Source organism: Aquabacterium sp. (genome assembly GCF_036279675.1).
In the GTDB taxonomy this organism is placed as follows: Bacteria; Pseudomonadota; Gammaproteobacteria; order Burkholderiales; family Burkholderiaceae_C; genus Aquabacterium.
Genome location: NZ_DASUIS010000139.1, coordinates 1 through 15435 on the forward strand (window position 1 = coordinate 1; position 15435 = coordinate 15435).

Below are 15435 nucleotides of genomic sequence, written 5' to 3' on the forward strand. Positions count from 1 at the left end.
GAACCCCGACGTGCCCGAACTGGCGCGCGGCAAGACCGGCCGCGTGGTGGGCCACCTGATGGGCCTGATCACCCTGATGAAGGGCCAGCCCCTGGCCTACAACAAGGACAACCAGGAAGACAAGGAACCCTTGTTCGACACCGTGGACACCTTGAAGGACACCCTGCGCATCTTCGCCGAGATGGCCGCTGGCATCACCGTCAAGCCCGAAGCCATGGAGCGCGCTGCCAAGAAGGGCTACGCCACCGCCACAGATCTGGCCGACTACCTGGTCAAGAAGGGGCTGCCCTTCCGTGATGCGCACGAAGTGGTGGCGCACGCCGTGAAGGACGCGATCGCCGCTGGTGTGGACCTGTCCGAGCTGCCCCTGGACAAGCTCAAGAGCTACAACGCCACCATCGAGCAGGACGTGTACGAGGTGCTGAGCCTGCGTGGCTCGCTGAACGCCCGCAACACGCTGGGCGGCACAGCACCGGCACAAGTGCGTGCGCAGGTGGCACGCCATCGCGCACGTCTGGTCTGATCCAGAACCACGGCGCGCCAACGCCACATGACAAAGGCCGTGCGGCACACGCCCACGGCCTTTTGCTTTGGCGCCTGATGATCAGGCCTTCGTACCTTTCATCATGATGCGCTTCGCCGACAGGTAGTTGAACACCAGGCCGGCCAGGCTGCCGATCGCCACACCCCAGGCGGGTTGCGCGCGCACGGCATCGAAGGCCTGCAGACTGCCCACATAGGCGCCATAGTTGATGGCGCCCCCCACCAGCATGGACGAGAGGTAGGTCAGGTACTCCTTGAGCACACTGCCCTCCTTCGGCCCCTTGAAGGTGATGTGGCGGTTGAACAGCCAGGTGAAAGTGGCCGCGGCCAGGAAGGACAGCGCGCGACCGCCATAGTTGCCCAGCCAGGGCCGGCTCACGTACAGCACACCAATGTCCACAAACAGCGCCAGCCCACCGGACACACAAAACAGGATCAATGACCGAAAACGCTGCAGCAAGGTGGACCTCATCGTGAAACGGCGGCCATCTTAGCCTGCTCGAGACGCCAGCCTTGCACGGCCCTTGCGCCAGCGCAAAACCTCACGGCAGGCCAGCGGCTACGCTCGCCCCTCAATGATTGAAGGCCCTCTTCCCTCCACAAGGGCCCACTGAGGAACCACTGCCATGTCTACGCTTGTCTGGTCTGAAGCCCTGTCCCTGTCCATGCCCGTGATGGACACCACCCACCAGGAATTTGTCGACCTGCTGGCCAAGGTCGAAGCCTCGGATGACGCCAGCCTGCTGGCCAACTGGCAAGCCCTGATCGCCCACACAGACGATCACTTTGCCCGCGAAGACAAGTGGATGAAGGACACCGGTTTTGCCCCCGGCAACTGCCACAGCTCCCAGCATGCCGTGGTGCTCAAGGTGCTGCGTGAAGGCGAAGCGCTCGGGCAGACGGGTGATTTCGCCCCGATCCGCCAGATGGCACACGAGCTCACGATCTGGTTCCCGCATCACGCGCAGAACATGGACTTCGGCCTGGCCCTGCACCTCAAGAGCATGGGCTACGACCCGGAAACCGGCGAGATCAGCAACCCGGACAAGCTGCCAGAAGAAGCCATCTCCGGTTGCGGCGGCAGTTGCAGCAGCAGCGACAGCGAAGCCTCGGCAGAAGCCTCTACCGCATCCTGATCCAGAAGCGACCCTGAGGTCTCAAGCCTGAGCTGCGGCCAGGCGCGTGCGCACCGACTGCTCGATACCCGCGGCATCCAGCCCGCACATGGCCAGCAGCTTGCCAGGCTCACCGTGCTCGATGAACTGATCCGGCAAGCCCAGCATCATCATGGGCTTGCACAGGCCGGCGGCGGCCAGCGCTTCGGCCACGGCGGCACCCGCGCCACCTTGCACGCAGCCTTCTTCCACCGTCACCAGCAGGTCGTGGTCCCTGGCCAGTTGCGCCACCAGTTCGGTATCCAGCGGCTTGATGAAGCGCATGTTGGCCACGGTGGCACCCAAGGCTTCACCAGCTTTCAAGGCGGGTTGCAGCAAGGTGCCAAAGGCCAGGATGGCCACACGTTGGCCAGCCGCAGTTTGCGTGCCTTGCAGGCGCACTTCACCCTTGCCCCAAGGTAGCGGATCCAGGGTGGTCGGCACGGGCACGCCTGCGCCTGCACCACGCGGATAACGCACCGCCACTGGGTGGTTCTGCGCATAAGCAGCGCTGAGGGCCTGACGACACTCGGCCTCGTCAGCCGGCGCGATGAAGCTCATGTTCGGGATGCAGCGCGTGAACGCGATGTCGAACGCACCCATGTGGGTGGCGCCGTCAGCACCCACGATGCCGGCGCGGTCCAGCGCAAACACCACAGGCAGGTTCTGGATGGCCACATCATGGATGAGTTGGTCGTAGGCGCGCTGCAGGAAGGTCGAATAGATCGCCACCACCGGCTTGAGGCCTTCGCACGCCAGGCCGGCGGCAAAGGTCACGGCATGCTGCTCGGCGATGCCCACATCGAAGTAGCGGCCCGGGTACTTCTGGTGGAACTCCACCATGCCGGAGCCTTCGCGCATGGCCGGCGTGATGCCCACCAGGCGAGGATCCGCTGCGGCCATGTCGCACAACCATTGGCCAAACACCTGTGTGAAGGTGGGTTTGGGCGGCTCGGCGCCAGCCGGCGCCTTGACCAGGCCCACGGCCGGGTCGAACTTGCCTGGCCCGTGATAGGCAATCGGGTCCGCCTCGGCCAGCTTGTAGCCATAGCCCTTCTTGGTCACCACGTGCAGGAACTGCGGACCTTCCAGATCACGCAGGTTCTCCAGCGTGGGAATCAGCGAATCCAGATCGTGGCCATCAATGGGGCCCACGTAGTTGAAGCCGAACTCTTCAAAGATCGTGGCCGGCACGACCATACCCTTGGCGTGTTCTTCCAGCTTCTTGGCCAGCTCGAACAGGGGCGGCGCATTGCGCAGCATCTGCTTGGCGCTCTCGCGTGCCGCCGTGTAGAAGCGGCCTGACATCAGGCGAGCCAGATAACGGTTGAGGGCACCAACCGGCGGCGAGATCGACATGTCGTTGTCATTGAGCACCACCAGCACATTGGGCATCTTGCCCGCATGCGGCACACCGGCGTTGTTCAAGGCTTCGAATGCCATGCCGGCGGTCATCGCGCCGTCGCCGATGATGGCCACGGCCTTGCGGGCCTCACCACGCAATTGCGCACCCAGGGCCATGCCCAGTGCGGCCGAGATGGATGTGGACGAGTGGGCCGTGCCGAAGGTGTCGTACTCGCTCTCGTCACGACGCGGGAAGCCGCTCATGCCGCCCAGCTGGCGCAAGGATGGCATGCGGTCACGGCGCCCCGTGAGGATCTTGTGCGGATAGGTCTGGTGGCCGACGTCCCACACCAGGCGATCGTCCGGCGTGTTGTAAACATAGTGCAAGGCAATGGTCAGCTCGACCGTGCCCAGGTTGGACGAGAGGTGACCGCCCGTGCGGGACACGCTGTGCAGCAGGTAATCGCGCAGTTCGTACGCCAGCTGTTTGAGCTCGGACCGGGACAGGTGCCGGATGTCGGCGGGCTTGTCGATCCTGGACAGCAGGGGGTAACTCATGTTGGAAGGTCCTTGGAGGGATTTCTTTTATTCAGTGATCGCGGTGCACGATGCGCTCGGCCAGTGCCGCCAGCGCTGCCGTGTCCACCGCAGACAAGCCACTGCGAGCCAGCGCAGCCAGGGATTGCTGCAACAGGCCATCCGCTTCATCGCGGGCGCCTTGCAGGCCCAGCAGGCTCACATAGGTCGGCTTGTTGGCATCGGCGTCCTTGCCTGCCGTCTTGCCCAGGGTCTCGGAGCCCTGGGTCGCGTCCAGCACATCATCAACGATCTGGAACGCCAGGCCCATCGCATGACCATACTCGGTCAAGGCCTTCCACGCCGCGCTGTCCGTTTGCAGGCCGGCACAGGCGGCGCCCATCTGCACGCTGGCGCGCAGCAAGGCACCTGTCTTGCGCTGATGCATGTCGCGCAAGGTGGCTTCATCCAGGGCGTGACCCACACTGGCCAGGTCTATCGCCTGCCCGCCGGCCATGCCCGACTGCCCGGACGCACGCGCCAGCAAACGGCACAGGCGCGCCTGCAGAACGGGGTCGGTGGCGGCACCCTCGTCCACATCGGGCGTCAGCACCTCGAAGGCCAGTGCCTGCATGGCGTCGCCGGCCAGCATGGCTTGCGCTTCGCCGAACTGAACGTGCACCGTGGGCTTGCCCCGGCGCAGGATGTCGTTGTCCATGCAGGGCATGTCATCGTGGATCAGCGAGTAGGCGTGGATCAGCTCAACAGCGCAGGCAGCACGCAAAGCGGCATCACGGCCCTGTGCGGTCGCGCCGGCACCAGCCGCATCGGCCGCAGCCTGCACCAACAAGGCACGCAGGCGCTTGCCGCCATCCAGCACGCCATAGCGCATCGCATCACCCAGGCCGGCAGGTGCCGACGCGGGCACCCATTCGCTCAGGGCCGACTCCACACGGGCCAGCACCTGGGCCGACCAGTCCTTGAACACTTCAGGCCTCATGCAACGTCCCAGGGTTTGAGTTGCCCGTCTTCCAGCAGCTTGACCTGCTCTTCCACGGCCTCCAGGCGCGTGCGGCAGAACTGCAGCAACTGAGCGCCTCTCTGGTAACTGGCCAGCAACTGGTCCAGCGGCAAGGCGCCAGCTTCCATCTTGCCGACCAATTGCTCCAGTTCGGCCAGCGCTTCTTCGTAACTGGCGGGCATGGGAGGGGTCTCGGCGGTGGCGGCTGCGATGGTTTTGGCGGGTTTGGCCATGGCGTGGTCTGAGAGGCCCCCGTTGAGGGCAAACGCGTATTCTATTTCCAGCCGCCCCTGTTGCGCTCAAGAACTGCCAAGTTCAGCCCCCTGAGCCCGCCCCCCGGACTAGGTGGCCGGTCAGCCCATTTGACCTGACGCAGCCCCCGGTCTTGGCCCCCGCTCCCCCCAGAGGGTACAATTTCGGGCTTTCCCGTACCCAGCCGCGCGCTGGCTCACCTCATCACCGGCAGGTTTCAGCCTGGTCGGTTCGGGGTTGGCATGCCGCCCGTCAGGCCGTGGCACGCCACGGCGCGCCACAAAGGCGGGAAACTTCAGGCCCCTGGTCATGCCAGGGATTGTTCAAAACCCTTGGCGCTTGCTTCAAGCCCAAGGGGGGTTGACATTGGTTTTTGGAGATCCTGGGGATCATGTCCGACCTGAGTACCGCACTCAACGCCCTCAGCCGCAGTCACACGCAACTGCCCGTGTCCGTCTACTTCGACGAGTCGCTATACCAACAGGAGCTTGAGCGCATCTTCCAGTCCGGTCCTCGCTACCTGGGTCACGCCCTGAGCGTGCCCGAGGTTGGCGATTACTACGCATTGCCCCAGGAGAACGAAGGCCGCGCCCTCGTGCGCTCGCCCGACGGCATCCAGCTGATCTCGAACGTGTGCCGCCACCGTCAGGCGATCATGCTCAAGGGTCGTGGCAACAGCCGCAACAACATCGTCTGCCCGCTGCACCGCTGGACCTACAGCCACCAGGGCGAACTGATCGGTGCGCCGCATTTCGACCACGATCCCTGCCTGAACCTCAACAACTACAAGGTTCGCAACTGGAACGGCCTGCTGTTCGAAGACAACGGCCGCGACATCGCCGCGGATCTGGCCGGCATCGACGCGCGCTTCAAGCCCGGTGGCGATCTCGATTTCAGCGGCTACGTGCTCGACAAGGTCGAACTGCACGAGTGCAACTACAACTGGAAGACCTTCATCGAGGTCTATCTGGAGGACTACCACGTCGGCCCCTTCCACCCTGGACTGGGCAACTTCGTGACCTGCGACGACCTGCGCTGGGACATGGCCCAGGAGTACTCGGTGCAGACCGTGGGTGTGGCCAAGTCCTTCGACAAGCCCGGCTCCGACGTCTACAAGAAGTGGCGCGAAGTGCTGATGAACTACCGTGGCGGCGAAAAGCCCAACCAGGGCGCCGTGTGGCTGACCTACTACCCGACCATGATGGTCGAGTGGTACCCGCACGTGCTGGTGGTGTCCAACATGTACCCGCAAGGTCCCCAGAAGACGCTCAACGTGGTGGAGTTCTACTACCCCGAAGAGATCGTGGCGTTCGAGCGCGAATTCGTGGAGGCGCAGCAAGCCGCCTACATGGAGACCTGCATCGAGGACGACGAGATCGGCGAGCGCATGGACGCCGGCCGCAAGGCCCTGCTGGCGCGTGGCGACAACGAAGTCGGCCCGTACCAGAGCCCCATGGAAGACGGCATGCAGCACTTCCACGAGTGGTATAGGCGCACGATGAACTTCAAGGACTGAAGCGCCCTGCCGACGAACACGACACCTAAGCCGCCTTGCAGGGCGGCTTTTTCATGCCACTTGATGTACCCATGAAGCCCCGCGTCTCACCCTATGCCCAGATGGTGCTGGCGACCTTGCTGTTCGCCTGCATGGGCGTGTGCGTGAAGCTGGCTTCGGCGCATTTCGGCACGGCCGCAGTGGTCAGTGCGCGTGGCCTGGTGGGAGCCGTCATGATGGCGGCCATCGCCTGGGGTTCAGGCTCCAGCCTGCAGACCAAGGTGCCCATGCTGCATCTCAAGCGAGGCTTTGCAGGCGTGTTTGCGCTGTCGCTGTGGTTCTACTGCATCGGCACCTTGCCACTGGCCACGGCGGTCACGCTCAACTACATGTCTTCGGTGTGGATGGCGGCTTACCTGCTGATCCGCTCCGGCCTGCTGGGCGGCGCCAGAGTCGACCCACGCCTCATCATCGCCATCCTGGTGGGATTCCTGGGCGTGGGCCTGGTCCTGCACCCCACACTGGCACGCGATCAGATCGCGGCTGGCATGCTGGGCATCTTCTCGGGCATGCTGGCGGCCATGGCCTATGTGCAGGTCACCGCCTTGGGGCGCGCAGGCGAACCGGAAGTCCGTGTGGTGTTCTATTTCTCGCTGACAGGCACCGTACTGGGCGCCCTGATCTGGCTGATCCCGGGCCAGGCCAACCACACGCCGATGGCGAGCATCCCGCTTGAAGCCTGGGCCGCACTCGTCGGGGTCGGCATCTTCGCCACCATCGCCCAATTGTTGATGACCCGTGCCTACGCACAAGGCCGCATGCTGGTCAACGCCAGCCTGCAATACCTCGGCATCGTGCATGCCAGCGTGTTCGGCATGCTGCTCTTCGGCGAGCAACTCAGCGTGGACGGCATGATCGGCATGGCGCTGATCATTGGCGCAGGCATCGCGTCAACGCGCCTCAAGCCCAGCGACAAACCGGCCTGAACGACAGGCGCTCACTCAATGGGGATCGTGAATGCCATGCACGATCGAGGCGATCATCACCAGGCCAGCGGCCAGCCAGAAGATCTGCAGCACCGTGTCACGGCCATTGAGGCGCTTTTGCAACTGCGGGATCAGATCAGCCACGGCCACATACACGAAGCTGCTGGCGGCTACCACCATCATGTAGGGCAGGTATTCCTTGAACGGCACGATCAGGAAGTAGCCCAGCAAGCCACCCACCACGGCGGCCATGCCCGAGATCATGTTGTAGACCAGGGCACGAATACGCGAGAAGCCCGCGTTGATCAGCACGATGTAGTCGCCCACCTCCTGCGGGATCTCGTGCGCGATGATGGCCAGTGATGTCACGAAGCCCAGATGAGGATCGGCCAGGAAAGAGGCCGCAATCAGCACGCCATCGCAGAAGTTGTGGATGGAATCGCCCACCAGCACGCTCCATCCGCCACGCCCAGCCTGCTCGCGGTCGAAGTGATGATGGTGGTGGTGCCCATCGTGCTCATGGTGATGCCCGTGGCGATACAGCTCGGCCTTTTCCAGCAGGAAGAAGAACAGCAAGCCGCCCAGCAAGGTGAGGAACAGACCTTGAGGATCCTTGCCCGACTCGAAGGCCTCCGGCAACACATGCAGCAAGGCCGTGCCCAGCAGCACACCAGTGGACAGGCTCACCAGATGGCGAACGATCAGGCCCAGCAAAGGTGCCGAGAGGGCTGCTGCCAGCAGCACCGAAATCAGACCGCCCACGAAGGTCGCGGTCACGATGTAAGTCAAAGTCATGCGTTGATCTTAGCAATCCTGTCAACTACAGCCTTTTGAAAGGGCCGATTCGTCACGCAAAGCGGGGAGAATAAGCCTCATGGAAAAGCTCATTGCCAAGACAACAAGCAAGACCCAGACCCCAGGTCTGGACAACAGCCGCTTCCCTCACCTGCTGGCCGCCATCGATATGGGCTCCAACAGCTTCCGGCTCGAAATCGCCGAGCTGGTCAAGGGCCGCTACAAGAGGGTGGACTATCTCAAGGAAACCGTGCGGCTCGGCGCCGGTCTGGATGCGCGCGGCCTGCTCACCGAAGAAGCCACGCAGCGAGGGCTGGCCTGCCTGGCGCACTTCGCGATCAAGCTCAAAGGCTTTGCCCCCTGGCAGGTTCGCGCCGTGGCCACCCAGACCTTGCGCGAAGCCCGCAACCGCGATGCCTTCCTGCAACGTGCCGACCGCGTGCTGGGCCACCCGATCGAGGTCATCTCCGGCCGAGAAGAAGCCCGATTGATCTATCAAGGCGTATCCCGCCTGCAACCCAGCGAGTTGCCACGCCTCGTGATCGACATTGGTGGCCGTTCCACCGAGATGATCCTGGGGCACGGCCGCACGCCGCAGAAAGCCGAATCGTTCGGCGTGGGCAGCGTGAGCCTGTCCATGCAGCACTTCCCGCAGGGGCGCTACACCGCAGAGAACTTCCGTGCCGCGCAGATTGCCGCCGGTGCAGAACTGGAGGAGGCCTTGACGCTGTTCGGGCGCCACCTGTGGCAGGAGGCGCTGGGCTCATCAGGTACGGTGGGTGCGGTGTCGCAGATCCTGGCGGCAAACGGCATCACCGATGGCTGCATCACGCCCGAATCGCTGCGCTGGTGCATCGAGCAATGCATTGCAGCCGGCTCCACGGAAAACCTCAACCTGCCTGGCCTCAAGCCCGAGCGCAAGGCCGTGTTGGGCGGCGGCCTGTCCATCCTCTACACCTTGTCGCAGCATTTCGACATCGAAGCCTTGCGCCCAGCCAAAGGAGCGTTGCGCCAGGGCGTGATCTTCGATCTGGAAGAGCGCCTGGAAGCAGCGCGCAACCACCGCCTGCCCGACCCGCGCGATACCTCGGTACGTGAACTGCAACAACGCTTCCGTGTGGATGCCGCTCACGCCGAGCGCGTGCGCGTACGCGCTCTGGCGCTGTGGCAAAGCCTGGAAGAACCTGCAGCCAGTGCCGATGGTGAAGATGCGCGCGAACTGGGCTGGGCCAGCGCCCTGCATGAAATCGGCATGATGGTGTCCCACCACGATCACCACCGCCACAGCTCCTACTTGCTGGGACATGTGGATGCCTCAGGCTTCTCGCAATCACAATTGCGCAGGCTGGCGGCACTGGCACTGGGGCAACGCGGCGAGTTGATCAAGCTGGCCGAACACCTGCACGACACGGCCTTCATGTCTCAGGTGCTGTGCCTGCGCCTGGCCACCATCCTGCATCACGCCCGCATCGACCTGCCCGAGAAGGTGGCCTCGCTGCAGCGCGTACGCGGCGGCCGAGCCAGGCTGCACCTCAATCGCCGATGGGCCATTCAACACCCGCGCACGATTCACCTGCTGGATGAAGAAACCCGCCGTTGGGCGGGTCAGGGGGACAGGCAGCTGGAGATCGTGCTGGCCTGATCTGGCCAGCCGGCCCCAGCGACAGGCGCGAGGCTTACTTCAGGCCCAGGGCCTTCTTGTAAGTCCGGGCCCACATCGGGTGCCCGGCTTCGGCCTTGCTCAAGGCAAAAGATGGATCTGCGGCCTTCGCAGCCTTGAAGGCCGCCAGGCAAGGCGTGTCGCGCTTGCTGGTGCAATAGATGAAAGCCAGATGCTTGTTGGCGTTCGCAACGTCAGCAGGGGCAGTCAGGCCACTTTGCAGCGCGGTTTTCAGCTGAGTCTCGGCCATCTTGTACTGCCCGGCCTGGTAGGCTTTCAGGCCGTCCGCGAGTGCCATGTCAGCCGCCGAGGGCTTCTTGACCACAGGCTCTTCAGCTGCCGGCGCAGGCGCGGAAGCGACCACGGCAGGCGTGGCAGGCGTGACCGCAGGCTTGGACTGCTCATAGCCCTTTGTTGAAGAACAAGCCGACAGGAAACCGGCCACCGCAACCAGAGCAAACGGCATGGCGACCGTGCTCCACTCCCACCCCTTGCGGGCAACGCTTTCAGACTTCATGACTCAGCGATCTTGATTTTCAGAATTGATGCTTCACGTGCACAACCTTGTCGGCACGCACCTCGATAGTCTGCCGGAAATCAGGCGAGTCACCGTTACGAATGGTGATCACGTGCGCGCCAGGTGAAAGGCTGAGCTGATGCAAGGGGGGCGCCACACCCACGGCGCGGCCATCCACCAGCACTTCGCCCCATGGGCTGATGGCCAGCTTCAAGGTGCCATTGGCCTGAGGCACCACGCTTGGCACAACTGCCGACGCGACAGGTGCAGCCGAAGCAGCCACGGCAGCCACCGGCTGAGCCACGGCAGTCACAGCGGCGGGCACCTTGGCCACCGGTTCAGCCGGTGCAGGCTTGACCGAAGCCACCACAACAGCTTCGCTTGGCTTGGCCGCCACCGGTGACGGCCGGACATCCGGTACTGGCGCGGCCGGCACATGGCTCGTTCGCGACTGGTAGATCAACCACCCCACGCCCAGCAAGGCGGCCAGCCATCCGGCAACTGCCACGGTCCACAAACCGGGCCGGCCAACGCGTGCACCCATGCCACTGCGACTGAAGGCCGCCGCATCCTGGCGCCCTTCCACACCTTCCAGCCACGAGCGCAGTTCGGCGGACAAGCGCCTGGCCGAGCGTGTACGCTGCTCCGGATCGCGATGCATGGCGCGCGCCACGATCTCGGACAGCACCTTGGGCACATCCGGGTTCACCTCGTGCACCAGCGGCACAGGCTTGCTGAGCACCGCATCCGCGATCTCTTCCAGGCTGTTGCCGCTGAAGGCGCGCTTGAAGGTCAGCAGTTCGTACAACACCACGCCCAGCGCATACACGTCCACGCGCCGGTCCACTGGCTTGTGCTGCACCTGCTCGGGCGCCATGTAGTAAGGCGAGCCACCCACGATTTCCTGGAACCGGCTTTGCGGATCATCACGCTGCGCCAGCGACTCCGCCTGACGGATACGGGCGATGCCGAAATCCAGCACACGAGGCTGCGTGCGCCCCACCATGAAGATGTTCGCGGGCTTGATGTCGCGGTGGATCACGCCCTTGTGGTGCGCATAGGACAGCGCATCGGCCACACGGCGCACGATCAGGGCAGACTGCGCCGGCGTCGGCTTCCAGCCCATGGCCAGCAACTGCCGCAGGTCCTTGCCGCGCAGCAACTCCATCGCGATATAGGTTCCCTGCTCGCTCGTGCCCGCGTCGTACATCGTCACGATGTGCGGGTGATTCAAGCTGCCGGCCGCCTTGGCCTCGTTCAGGAACAGCGCATTGAACTGTTCCCGATCAGCCGGCGACATGTCCACGTGCAGCGTCTTGATCGCGATCAGGCGAGACAGCAAAGGGTCATGGGCCGCGTACACGGTCCCCAGGCCACCTTCACCAATCTTGTATTTCAGCGCATAGCGGCCGATGTGGCCGATGCTGGGCAGCAGATCCGGGCGCCCGCGCGCCGCGGACACAGTCTCGGGCTCGGGCAGCGGGCGTGTCTCGGCGATGGTGTCGATGTGATCGTCCGCCAAGCGTTCAGCCTCCTCGTCATAAGGCTGCGTGACCGCTGGTTGAGTTGGCTCCGACACGTACCGAGTACCCCGATAAAACGCCCTTTACTTCCTGGCAGGACGTGCTGCTTTGACCTCGTCAGGACGCAGGCCGGGCGCAAGATGGTCCAGCACGCCATTGACGTATTTGTGCCCGTCGGTACCACCGAAGCTCTTGGCCAGCTCGACCGCCTCGTTGATGGCGACCTTGTATGGCACATCCAGACAATGCGTCAGCTCGTACGCACCGATCCAGAGCACGGCATGCTCGACAGGCGACAATTCTTCGACAGGTCGGTCCAGAAACTTGAGCAATGCAGCATCCAGTTGCACTTTTTGTTCAATGCAACCATGCAGCAGCGCGTCGTAATGGGCGCGATCGCACTTGGCGAATTCGTCCTGCTCACGGATGTGGGCATCGACCGAACCCGCATCACGCGTGTTGATCTGCCACTCGTACAGGCCTTGCAGCGCGAACTCGCGGGCACGGCGGCGGGAAGATTTGGCACGGTCACGCAAAGGCGCGCCCGAGGCCGACTTGCGGGCGGGGCGGCCTTCCAGAGGCGCGTCCGGCTTGGCGTTGGATTCAGGCGTTTGGCTCACAGCAGGTCATCCAGCAGATTGGCCATCTCGACGGCCACACGGGCGGCGTCACGGCTTTTTTCGTCCACGCGGGCCTCGGCCTGCTCCTGGTTTTCAACGGTCAGGATCGCGTTGGCCACTGGCACATGGTGATCCAGGCTGACACGGGTCACGCCCGCGCCACTTTCGTTGGCCACCAGCTCGAAGTGATAGGTTTCACCGCGGATGATGCAACCCAGGGCCACCAGCGCATCGAAACGCTCGCTGTCGGCCATGGCCTGCAGGGCCACGGGCACTTCCAGTGCGCCAGGCACCGTCACGTGCTGGATGTGCTTGGCAGACACGCCCAGCTTGACCAGTTCGTCGATGCAGTTGGAGGCCATGCGGGAGGTCAGTTCGTCATTGAAGCGAGCCTGAACGATCCCGACACGCAGATCCTTGCCGTCCAGTCGACTGGCTTGTCCTTTGTCAGCGCCTTGCATAGTTTTGTATTCCAGATAAAGAGCGAGTTTTCAAACAGAAAGAGCGAAATTAAGAGCTAACAGCGCGCGATCTCAACCAAATTCAATGTGATGGTGCCAAGGTCTGGCCATCGGCCGTCAGGAAGCCCGTGACTTCCAGGCCGTAACCGACCATGCTCGGCAGGCGCTGCTGGTTGCCCATCAGGCGCATGCGGTGCACACCCAGCGTCTTGAGGATCTGGGCACCCACACCGTAGGTGCGCAGATCGACGGGGGTCTTGGGCGCTTGAACCGGTGTCTTGGGCAGCAGGCGCTCGCCCAGTTGCTCGGTATCGTCGCCCGCATTGAGCAGCACGATCACGCCACGACCGGCTTCACGCACGGCAGACAGGGCCTTGGGCAGTGCCCACGAGTGGGTACGGTTGCCGGCGTCCAGCCAGTCCAGCACGGACAAGGGCTCGTGCACGCGCACCAGCACTTCGTCGTCCTGAGTCCAGTTGCCCAGCGTCAGCGCCAGGTGCAGGGCACCGGTGCGATCGCGGAACACATTGGCCTCGAACTCACCCTCGGGCGTCTGCATGACGCGCTTGCCCAGGTTGGTGATCAGCGATTCATTGCGGCTGCGGTACTGGATCAGGTCGGCAATGGTGCCGATCTTGATGCCATGTTCCTTGGCGAAGACCTCCAGATCGGGCAGACGGGCCATGGTGCCGTCGTCGTTCATGATCTCGCAGATCACGGAAGACGGCGTCAGGCCAGCCATGCCAGCCAGATCGCAGCCGGCTTCGGTGTGCCCGGCGCGCATCAGCACGCCGCCATCCTGTGCCTGCAGCGGGAAGATGTGACCAGGCTGCACCAGATCGGTGGGCTTGGCATCACGTGCCACGGCAGCGGCCACGGTACGGGCGCGGTCAGCGGCCGAGATCCCGGTGGTCACGCCTTCAACAGCTTCGATGGACACGGTGAAGGCCGTGCCATGCTTGGTGCCGTTGCGGGTGGCCATGGGCGGCAGTTGCAGCCGCTCGCAGCGTTCGCGCGTCAGGGTCAGACAGATCAGGCCACGGCCATACTTGGCCATGAAGTTGATCGCTTCGGGCGTGACGTGGTCAGACGCCAGCACCAGATCGCCTTCGTTCTCGCGGTCCTCTTCATCGACGAGGATGACCATGCGGCCAGCGGCGAGTTCGGCAATCAGCTCGGGGATGGGTGAAATGGGCATCCCGCGATTGTAGGCGGGCCGGCGCCCTGTTTTGGGGGAAAACACGGGGTGGCCGCAAAGGATTGCGGGGGCTTTCGTGGATCAGAACCGCCCTCGCCCAGGCGGGCGGGCGAGGATGCGCAGGTCATCGCCCACCATTTGCACGTCGTGAAATTGCAATGTCACGGCCTGAGCCAGATCTGCCAAGGCAGGCAATTCGGCCAGCGCACGCCCCGGCCCGATGAGCTTGGGTGCCTGGTAGAGCAGGTATTCGTCCACCAGATCGGCGGCCATCAAGGCGGCATTGAGTTGCGCCCCCGCCTCGACGTGCAGTTCGTTGACGTGGCGCCGCGTCAACTCGGCCAGCACGGCCGGCAGCGACACCTGGCGCCCGCTCTCATCCGCAGGCAAGACCAGCACTGTACGGCCCGCCGCCACCAGGGCGTCATACCGCGCCTGCGCCGCCTCGTCTTCCGGCGAGCCAACCAGACCGATCACCAGCGCCTCGCCTGGCAGATCCCAGATCCTGGCGTTCACCGGCGTTCGCCAATGAGCATCCAGCACCACACGCAAGGGCTGGCGAAACGTGTCGATGGCGCGCACATCCAGCCTGGGGTCATCAGCCAGCACGGTGCCAATACCGGTCAACACAGCGCCAGCGCGTGCACGCCAGGCCTGCCCGTCGGCCCGGGCCACCTCACCAGTGATCCATTTGCTCTGCCCATTGCTCAACGCCGTGCGCCCATCCAGCGAGCCAGCCATCTTCATGCGAACCCAGGGGCGCTGGCGCACCATCCGGGACAGGAAACCGATGTTGAGCTCCCATGAGGCCACGGCAGCCGGATGGGTTGGCGGCACCACGTCCACCTGGATCCCGGCCTCACGCAAGCGCGCCGCCCCTTTGCCGCCCACCAGTGGGTTGGGATCCATCAAGGCGATGACCACGCGCCCCACCCCCACACGCACCAGGGCATCCGCGCAAGGTGGCGTGCGGCCGTGATGGGCGCAGGGTTCCAGCGTCACATAAGCGGTGGCGCCAGCGACGGACAACCCTCGCGATTCGGCATCGCGCAGGGCCATGACCTCGGCATGAGGCCCGCCCGCCTGCTGGGTGTGCCCCTGCCCCAGCACCTCGCCCGAGGGCGACACCAGCACACACCCTACGCGGGGATTGGGCTCGGACAGGCCGATGGCTTGCCTGGCCAGGCCTGCTGCCTTGAGGAGAAAGTCGTCATCCATGTTGTCTGGTGGTTCGCCACATCCGCATTGACCCACCCCTCGAAACAGGGGTTTGGCGTGTCATTTTGACCCAAGCCGACCGCCCATCGGCCGCAGACAACCACTCGTCGGCCAGGGCGCTGGTTTGGCCGG

Annotated in this window: 15 protein-coding genes and 1 pseudogene; 5 read left to right on the plus strand and 11 right to left on the minus strand. The window is 64.1% G+C overall.

Annotated features, from left to right (window positions below; all coding sequences use genetic code 11):
* Positions 1-523 (plus strand): annotated as a pseudogene (locus tag VFW93_RS15985) (argininosuccinate lyase); the annotation flags it as partial.
* An 81-nt stretch (positions 524-604) separates the two neighbouring features.
* Here the strand turns inward: VFW93_RS15985 and VFW93_RS15990 are convergent.
* Complete coding sequence (locus tag VFW93_RS15990) at positions 605-1003, minus strand: GtrA family protein (protein WP_329694956.1); 399 nt, start codon at positions 1001-1003, stop codon at positions 605-607.
* 166 nt (positions 1004-1169) lie between these two features.
* Here VFW93_RS15990 and VFW93_RS15995 point away from each other — a divergent pair, with 166 nt between their 5' ends.
* Positions 1170-1679: a hemerythrin domain-containing protein gene (locus tag VFW93_RS15995; RefSeq protein ID WP_329694957.1), complete on the plus strand. Its 510-nt coding sequence runs from the start codon at positions 1170-1172 to the stop codon at positions 1677-1679.
* A 21-nt stretch (positions 1680-1700) separates the two neighbouring features.
* On the opposite strand, the gene dxs is transcribed toward VFW93_RS15995, so the two are convergent.
* From dxs to VFW93_RS16010, 3 genes are read right to left on the minus strand one after another with little or no spacing between them, the layout of a single operon-like run.
* The gene (gene dxs, locus VFW93_RS16000) at positions 1701-3599 is read right to left on the minus strand and encodes a 1-deoxy-D-xylulose-5-phosphate synthase (protein WP_329694958.1); all 1899 of its coding nucleotides are present in this window, start codon (positions 3597-3599) and stop codon (positions 1701-1703) included.
* Between the two features lie 31 nt (positions 3600-3630).
* On the minus strand, positions 3631-4557 hold the full coding sequence (locus VFW93_RS16005) for a farnesyl diphosphate synthase (protein ID WP_329694959.1): 927 nt from the start codon (positions 4555-4557) through the stop codon (positions 3631-3633).
* Positions 4554-4811 carry an exodeoxyribonuclease VII small subunit gene (locus VFW93_RS16010; protein WP_290675114.1) on the minus strand — a complete coding sequence of 86 codons (258 nt, stop codon included), beginning with the start codon at positions 4809-4811 and terminating at the stop codon, positions 4554-4556. Before VFW93_RS16010 ends, VFW93_RS16005 begins: the two co-directional genes overlap by 4 nt.
* A 410-nt stretch (positions 4812-5221) precedes the next feature.
* Between VFW93_RS16010 and VFW93_RS16015 the strand changes: the two genes are divergently transcribed.
* Both VFW93_RS16015 and VFW93_RS16020 read left to right on the plus strand, forming a co-directional pair.
* Entirely contained in the window at positions 5222-6346 is a 1125-nt protein-coding gene (locus VFW93_RS16015) for an aromatic ring-hydroxylating dioxygenase subunit alpha (protein WP_329694960.1), read from the plus strand.
* A gap of 71 nt (positions 6347-6417) precedes the next feature.
* Entirely contained in the window at positions 6418-7311 is an 894-nt protein-coding gene (locus VFW93_RS16020) for a DMT family transporter (protein ID WP_329694961.1), read from the plus strand.
* Positions 7312-7326: 15 nt separating this feature from the next.
* Here VFW93_RS16020 and VFW93_RS16025 read toward each other — a convergent pair whose 3' ends face one another.
* Positions 7327-8106: a ZIP family metal transporter gene (locus VFW93_RS16025; protein ID WP_329694962.1), complete on the minus strand. Its 780-nt coding sequence runs from the start codon at positions 8104-8106 to the stop codon at positions 7327-7329.
* 169 nt (positions 8107-8275) lie between these two features.
* On the opposite strand from VFW93_RS16025, the gene VFW93_RS16030 reads away from it, so the two are divergent.
* Positions 8276-9748: a Ppx/GppA phosphatase family protein gene (locus VFW93_RS16030; protein ID WP_329694982.1), complete on the plus strand. Its 1473-nt coding sequence runs from the start codon at positions 8276-8278 to the stop codon at positions 9746-9748.
* Between the two features lie 34 nt (positions 9749-9782).
* On the opposite strand, the gene VFW93_RS16035 is transcribed toward VFW93_RS16030, so the two are convergent.
* From VFW93_RS16035 to ribD, 6 genes are all read right to left on the minus strand, one after another.
* On the minus strand, positions 9783-10283 hold the full coding sequence (locus tag VFW93_RS16035; protein WP_329694963.1) for a TssQ family T6SS-associated lipoprotein: 501 nt from the start codon (positions 10281-10283) through the stop codon (positions 9783-9785).
* 19 nt (positions 10284-10302) lie between these two features.
* Positions 10303-11805, minus strand: a complete 1503-nt coding sequence (locus VFW93_RS16040; RefSeq protein ID WP_329694964.1) for a serine/threonine-protein kinase — start codon at positions 11803-11805, stop codon at positions 10303-10305.
* Positions 11806-11889: 84 nt separating this feature from the next.
* The gene (gene nusB, locus VFW93_RS16045) at positions 11890-12384 is read right to left on the minus strand and encodes a transcription antitermination factor NusB (protein WP_329694983.1); all 495 of its coding nucleotides are present in this window, start codon (positions 12382-12384) and stop codon (positions 11890-11892) included.
* A 38-nt stretch (positions 12385-12422) separates the two neighbouring features.
* Positions 12423-12887: a 6,7-dimethyl-8-ribityllumazine synthase gene (ribH, locus tag VFW93_RS16050; protein ID WP_329694965.1), complete on the minus strand. Its 465-nt coding sequence runs from the start codon at positions 12885-12887 to the stop codon at positions 12423-12425.
* An 82-nt stretch (positions 12888-12969) separates the two neighbouring features.
* Positions 12970-14085, minus strand: coding sequence for a bifunctional 3,4-dihydroxy-2-butanone-4-phosphate synthase/GTP cyclohydrolase II (ribBA, locus tag VFW93_RS16055; protein ID WP_329694966.1), 1116 nt, complete (start codon positions 14083-14085; stop codon positions 12970-12972).
* Positions 14086-14166: 81 nt separating this feature from the next.
* On the minus strand, positions 14167-15303 hold the full coding sequence (gene ribD / locus VFW93_RS16060; protein WP_329694967.1) for a bifunctional diaminohydroxyphosphoribosylaminopyrimidine deaminase/5-amino-6-(5-phosphoribosylamino)uracil reductase RibD: 1137 nt from the start codon (positions 15301-15303) through the stop codon (positions 14167-14169).
* Between the last annotated feature and the right edge of the window lie 132 nt (positions 15304-15435).

Excerpts from the sequence above, each read along its gene's own strand:
- VFW93_RS15995 (WP_329694957.1), top strand. The coding sequence starts at position 1,170 with ATGTCTACGCTTGTCTGGTCTGAAGCCCTGTCCCTGTCCATGCCCGTG.
- dxs (WP_329694958.1), bottom strand. The coding sequence starts at position 3,599 with ATGAGTTACCCCCTGCTGTCCAGGATCGACAAGCCCGCCGACATCCGG.
- VFW93_RS16005 (WP_329694959.1), bottom strand. The coding sequence starts at position 4,557 with ATGAGGCCTGAAGTGTTCAAGGACTGGTCGGCCCAGGTGCTGGCCCGT.
- VFW93_RS16010 (WP_290675114.1), bottom strand. The coding sequence starts at position 4,811 with ATGGCCAAACCCGCCAAAACCATCGCAGCCGCCACCGCCGAGACCCCT.
- VFW93_RS16015 (WP_329694960.1), top strand. The coding sequence starts at position 5,222 with ATGTCCGACCTGAGTACCGCACTCAACGCCCTCAGCCGCAGTCACACG.
- VFW93_RS16020 (WP_329694961.1), top strand. The coding sequence starts at position 6,418 with ATGAAGCCCCGCGTCTCACCCTATGCCCAGATGGTGCTGGCGACCTTG.
- VFW93_RS16025 (WP_329694962.1), bottom strand. The coding sequence starts at position 8,106 with ATGACTTTGACTTACATCGTGACCGCGACCTTCGTGGGCGGTCTGATT.
- VFW93_RS16030 (WP_329694982.1), top strand. The coding sequence starts at position 8,276 with ATGGGCTCCAACAGCTTCCGGCTCGAAATCGCCGAGCTGGTCAAGGGC.
- VFW93_RS16035 (WP_329694963.1), bottom strand. The coding sequence starts at position 10,283 with ATGAAGTCTGAAAGCGTTGCCCGCAAGGGGTGGGAGTGGAGCACGGTC.
- ribH (WP_329694965.1), bottom strand. The coding sequence starts at position 12,887 with ATGCAAGGCGCTGACAAAGGACAAGCCAGTCGACTGGACGGCAAGGAT.
- ribBA (WP_329694966.1), bottom strand. The coding sequence starts at position 14,085 with ATGCCCATTTCACCCATCCCCGAGCTGATTGCCGAACTCGCCGCTGGC.
- ribD (WP_329694967.1), bottom strand. The coding sequence starts at position 15,303 with ATGGATGACGACTTTCTCCTCAAGGCAGCAGGCCTGGCCAGGCAAGCC.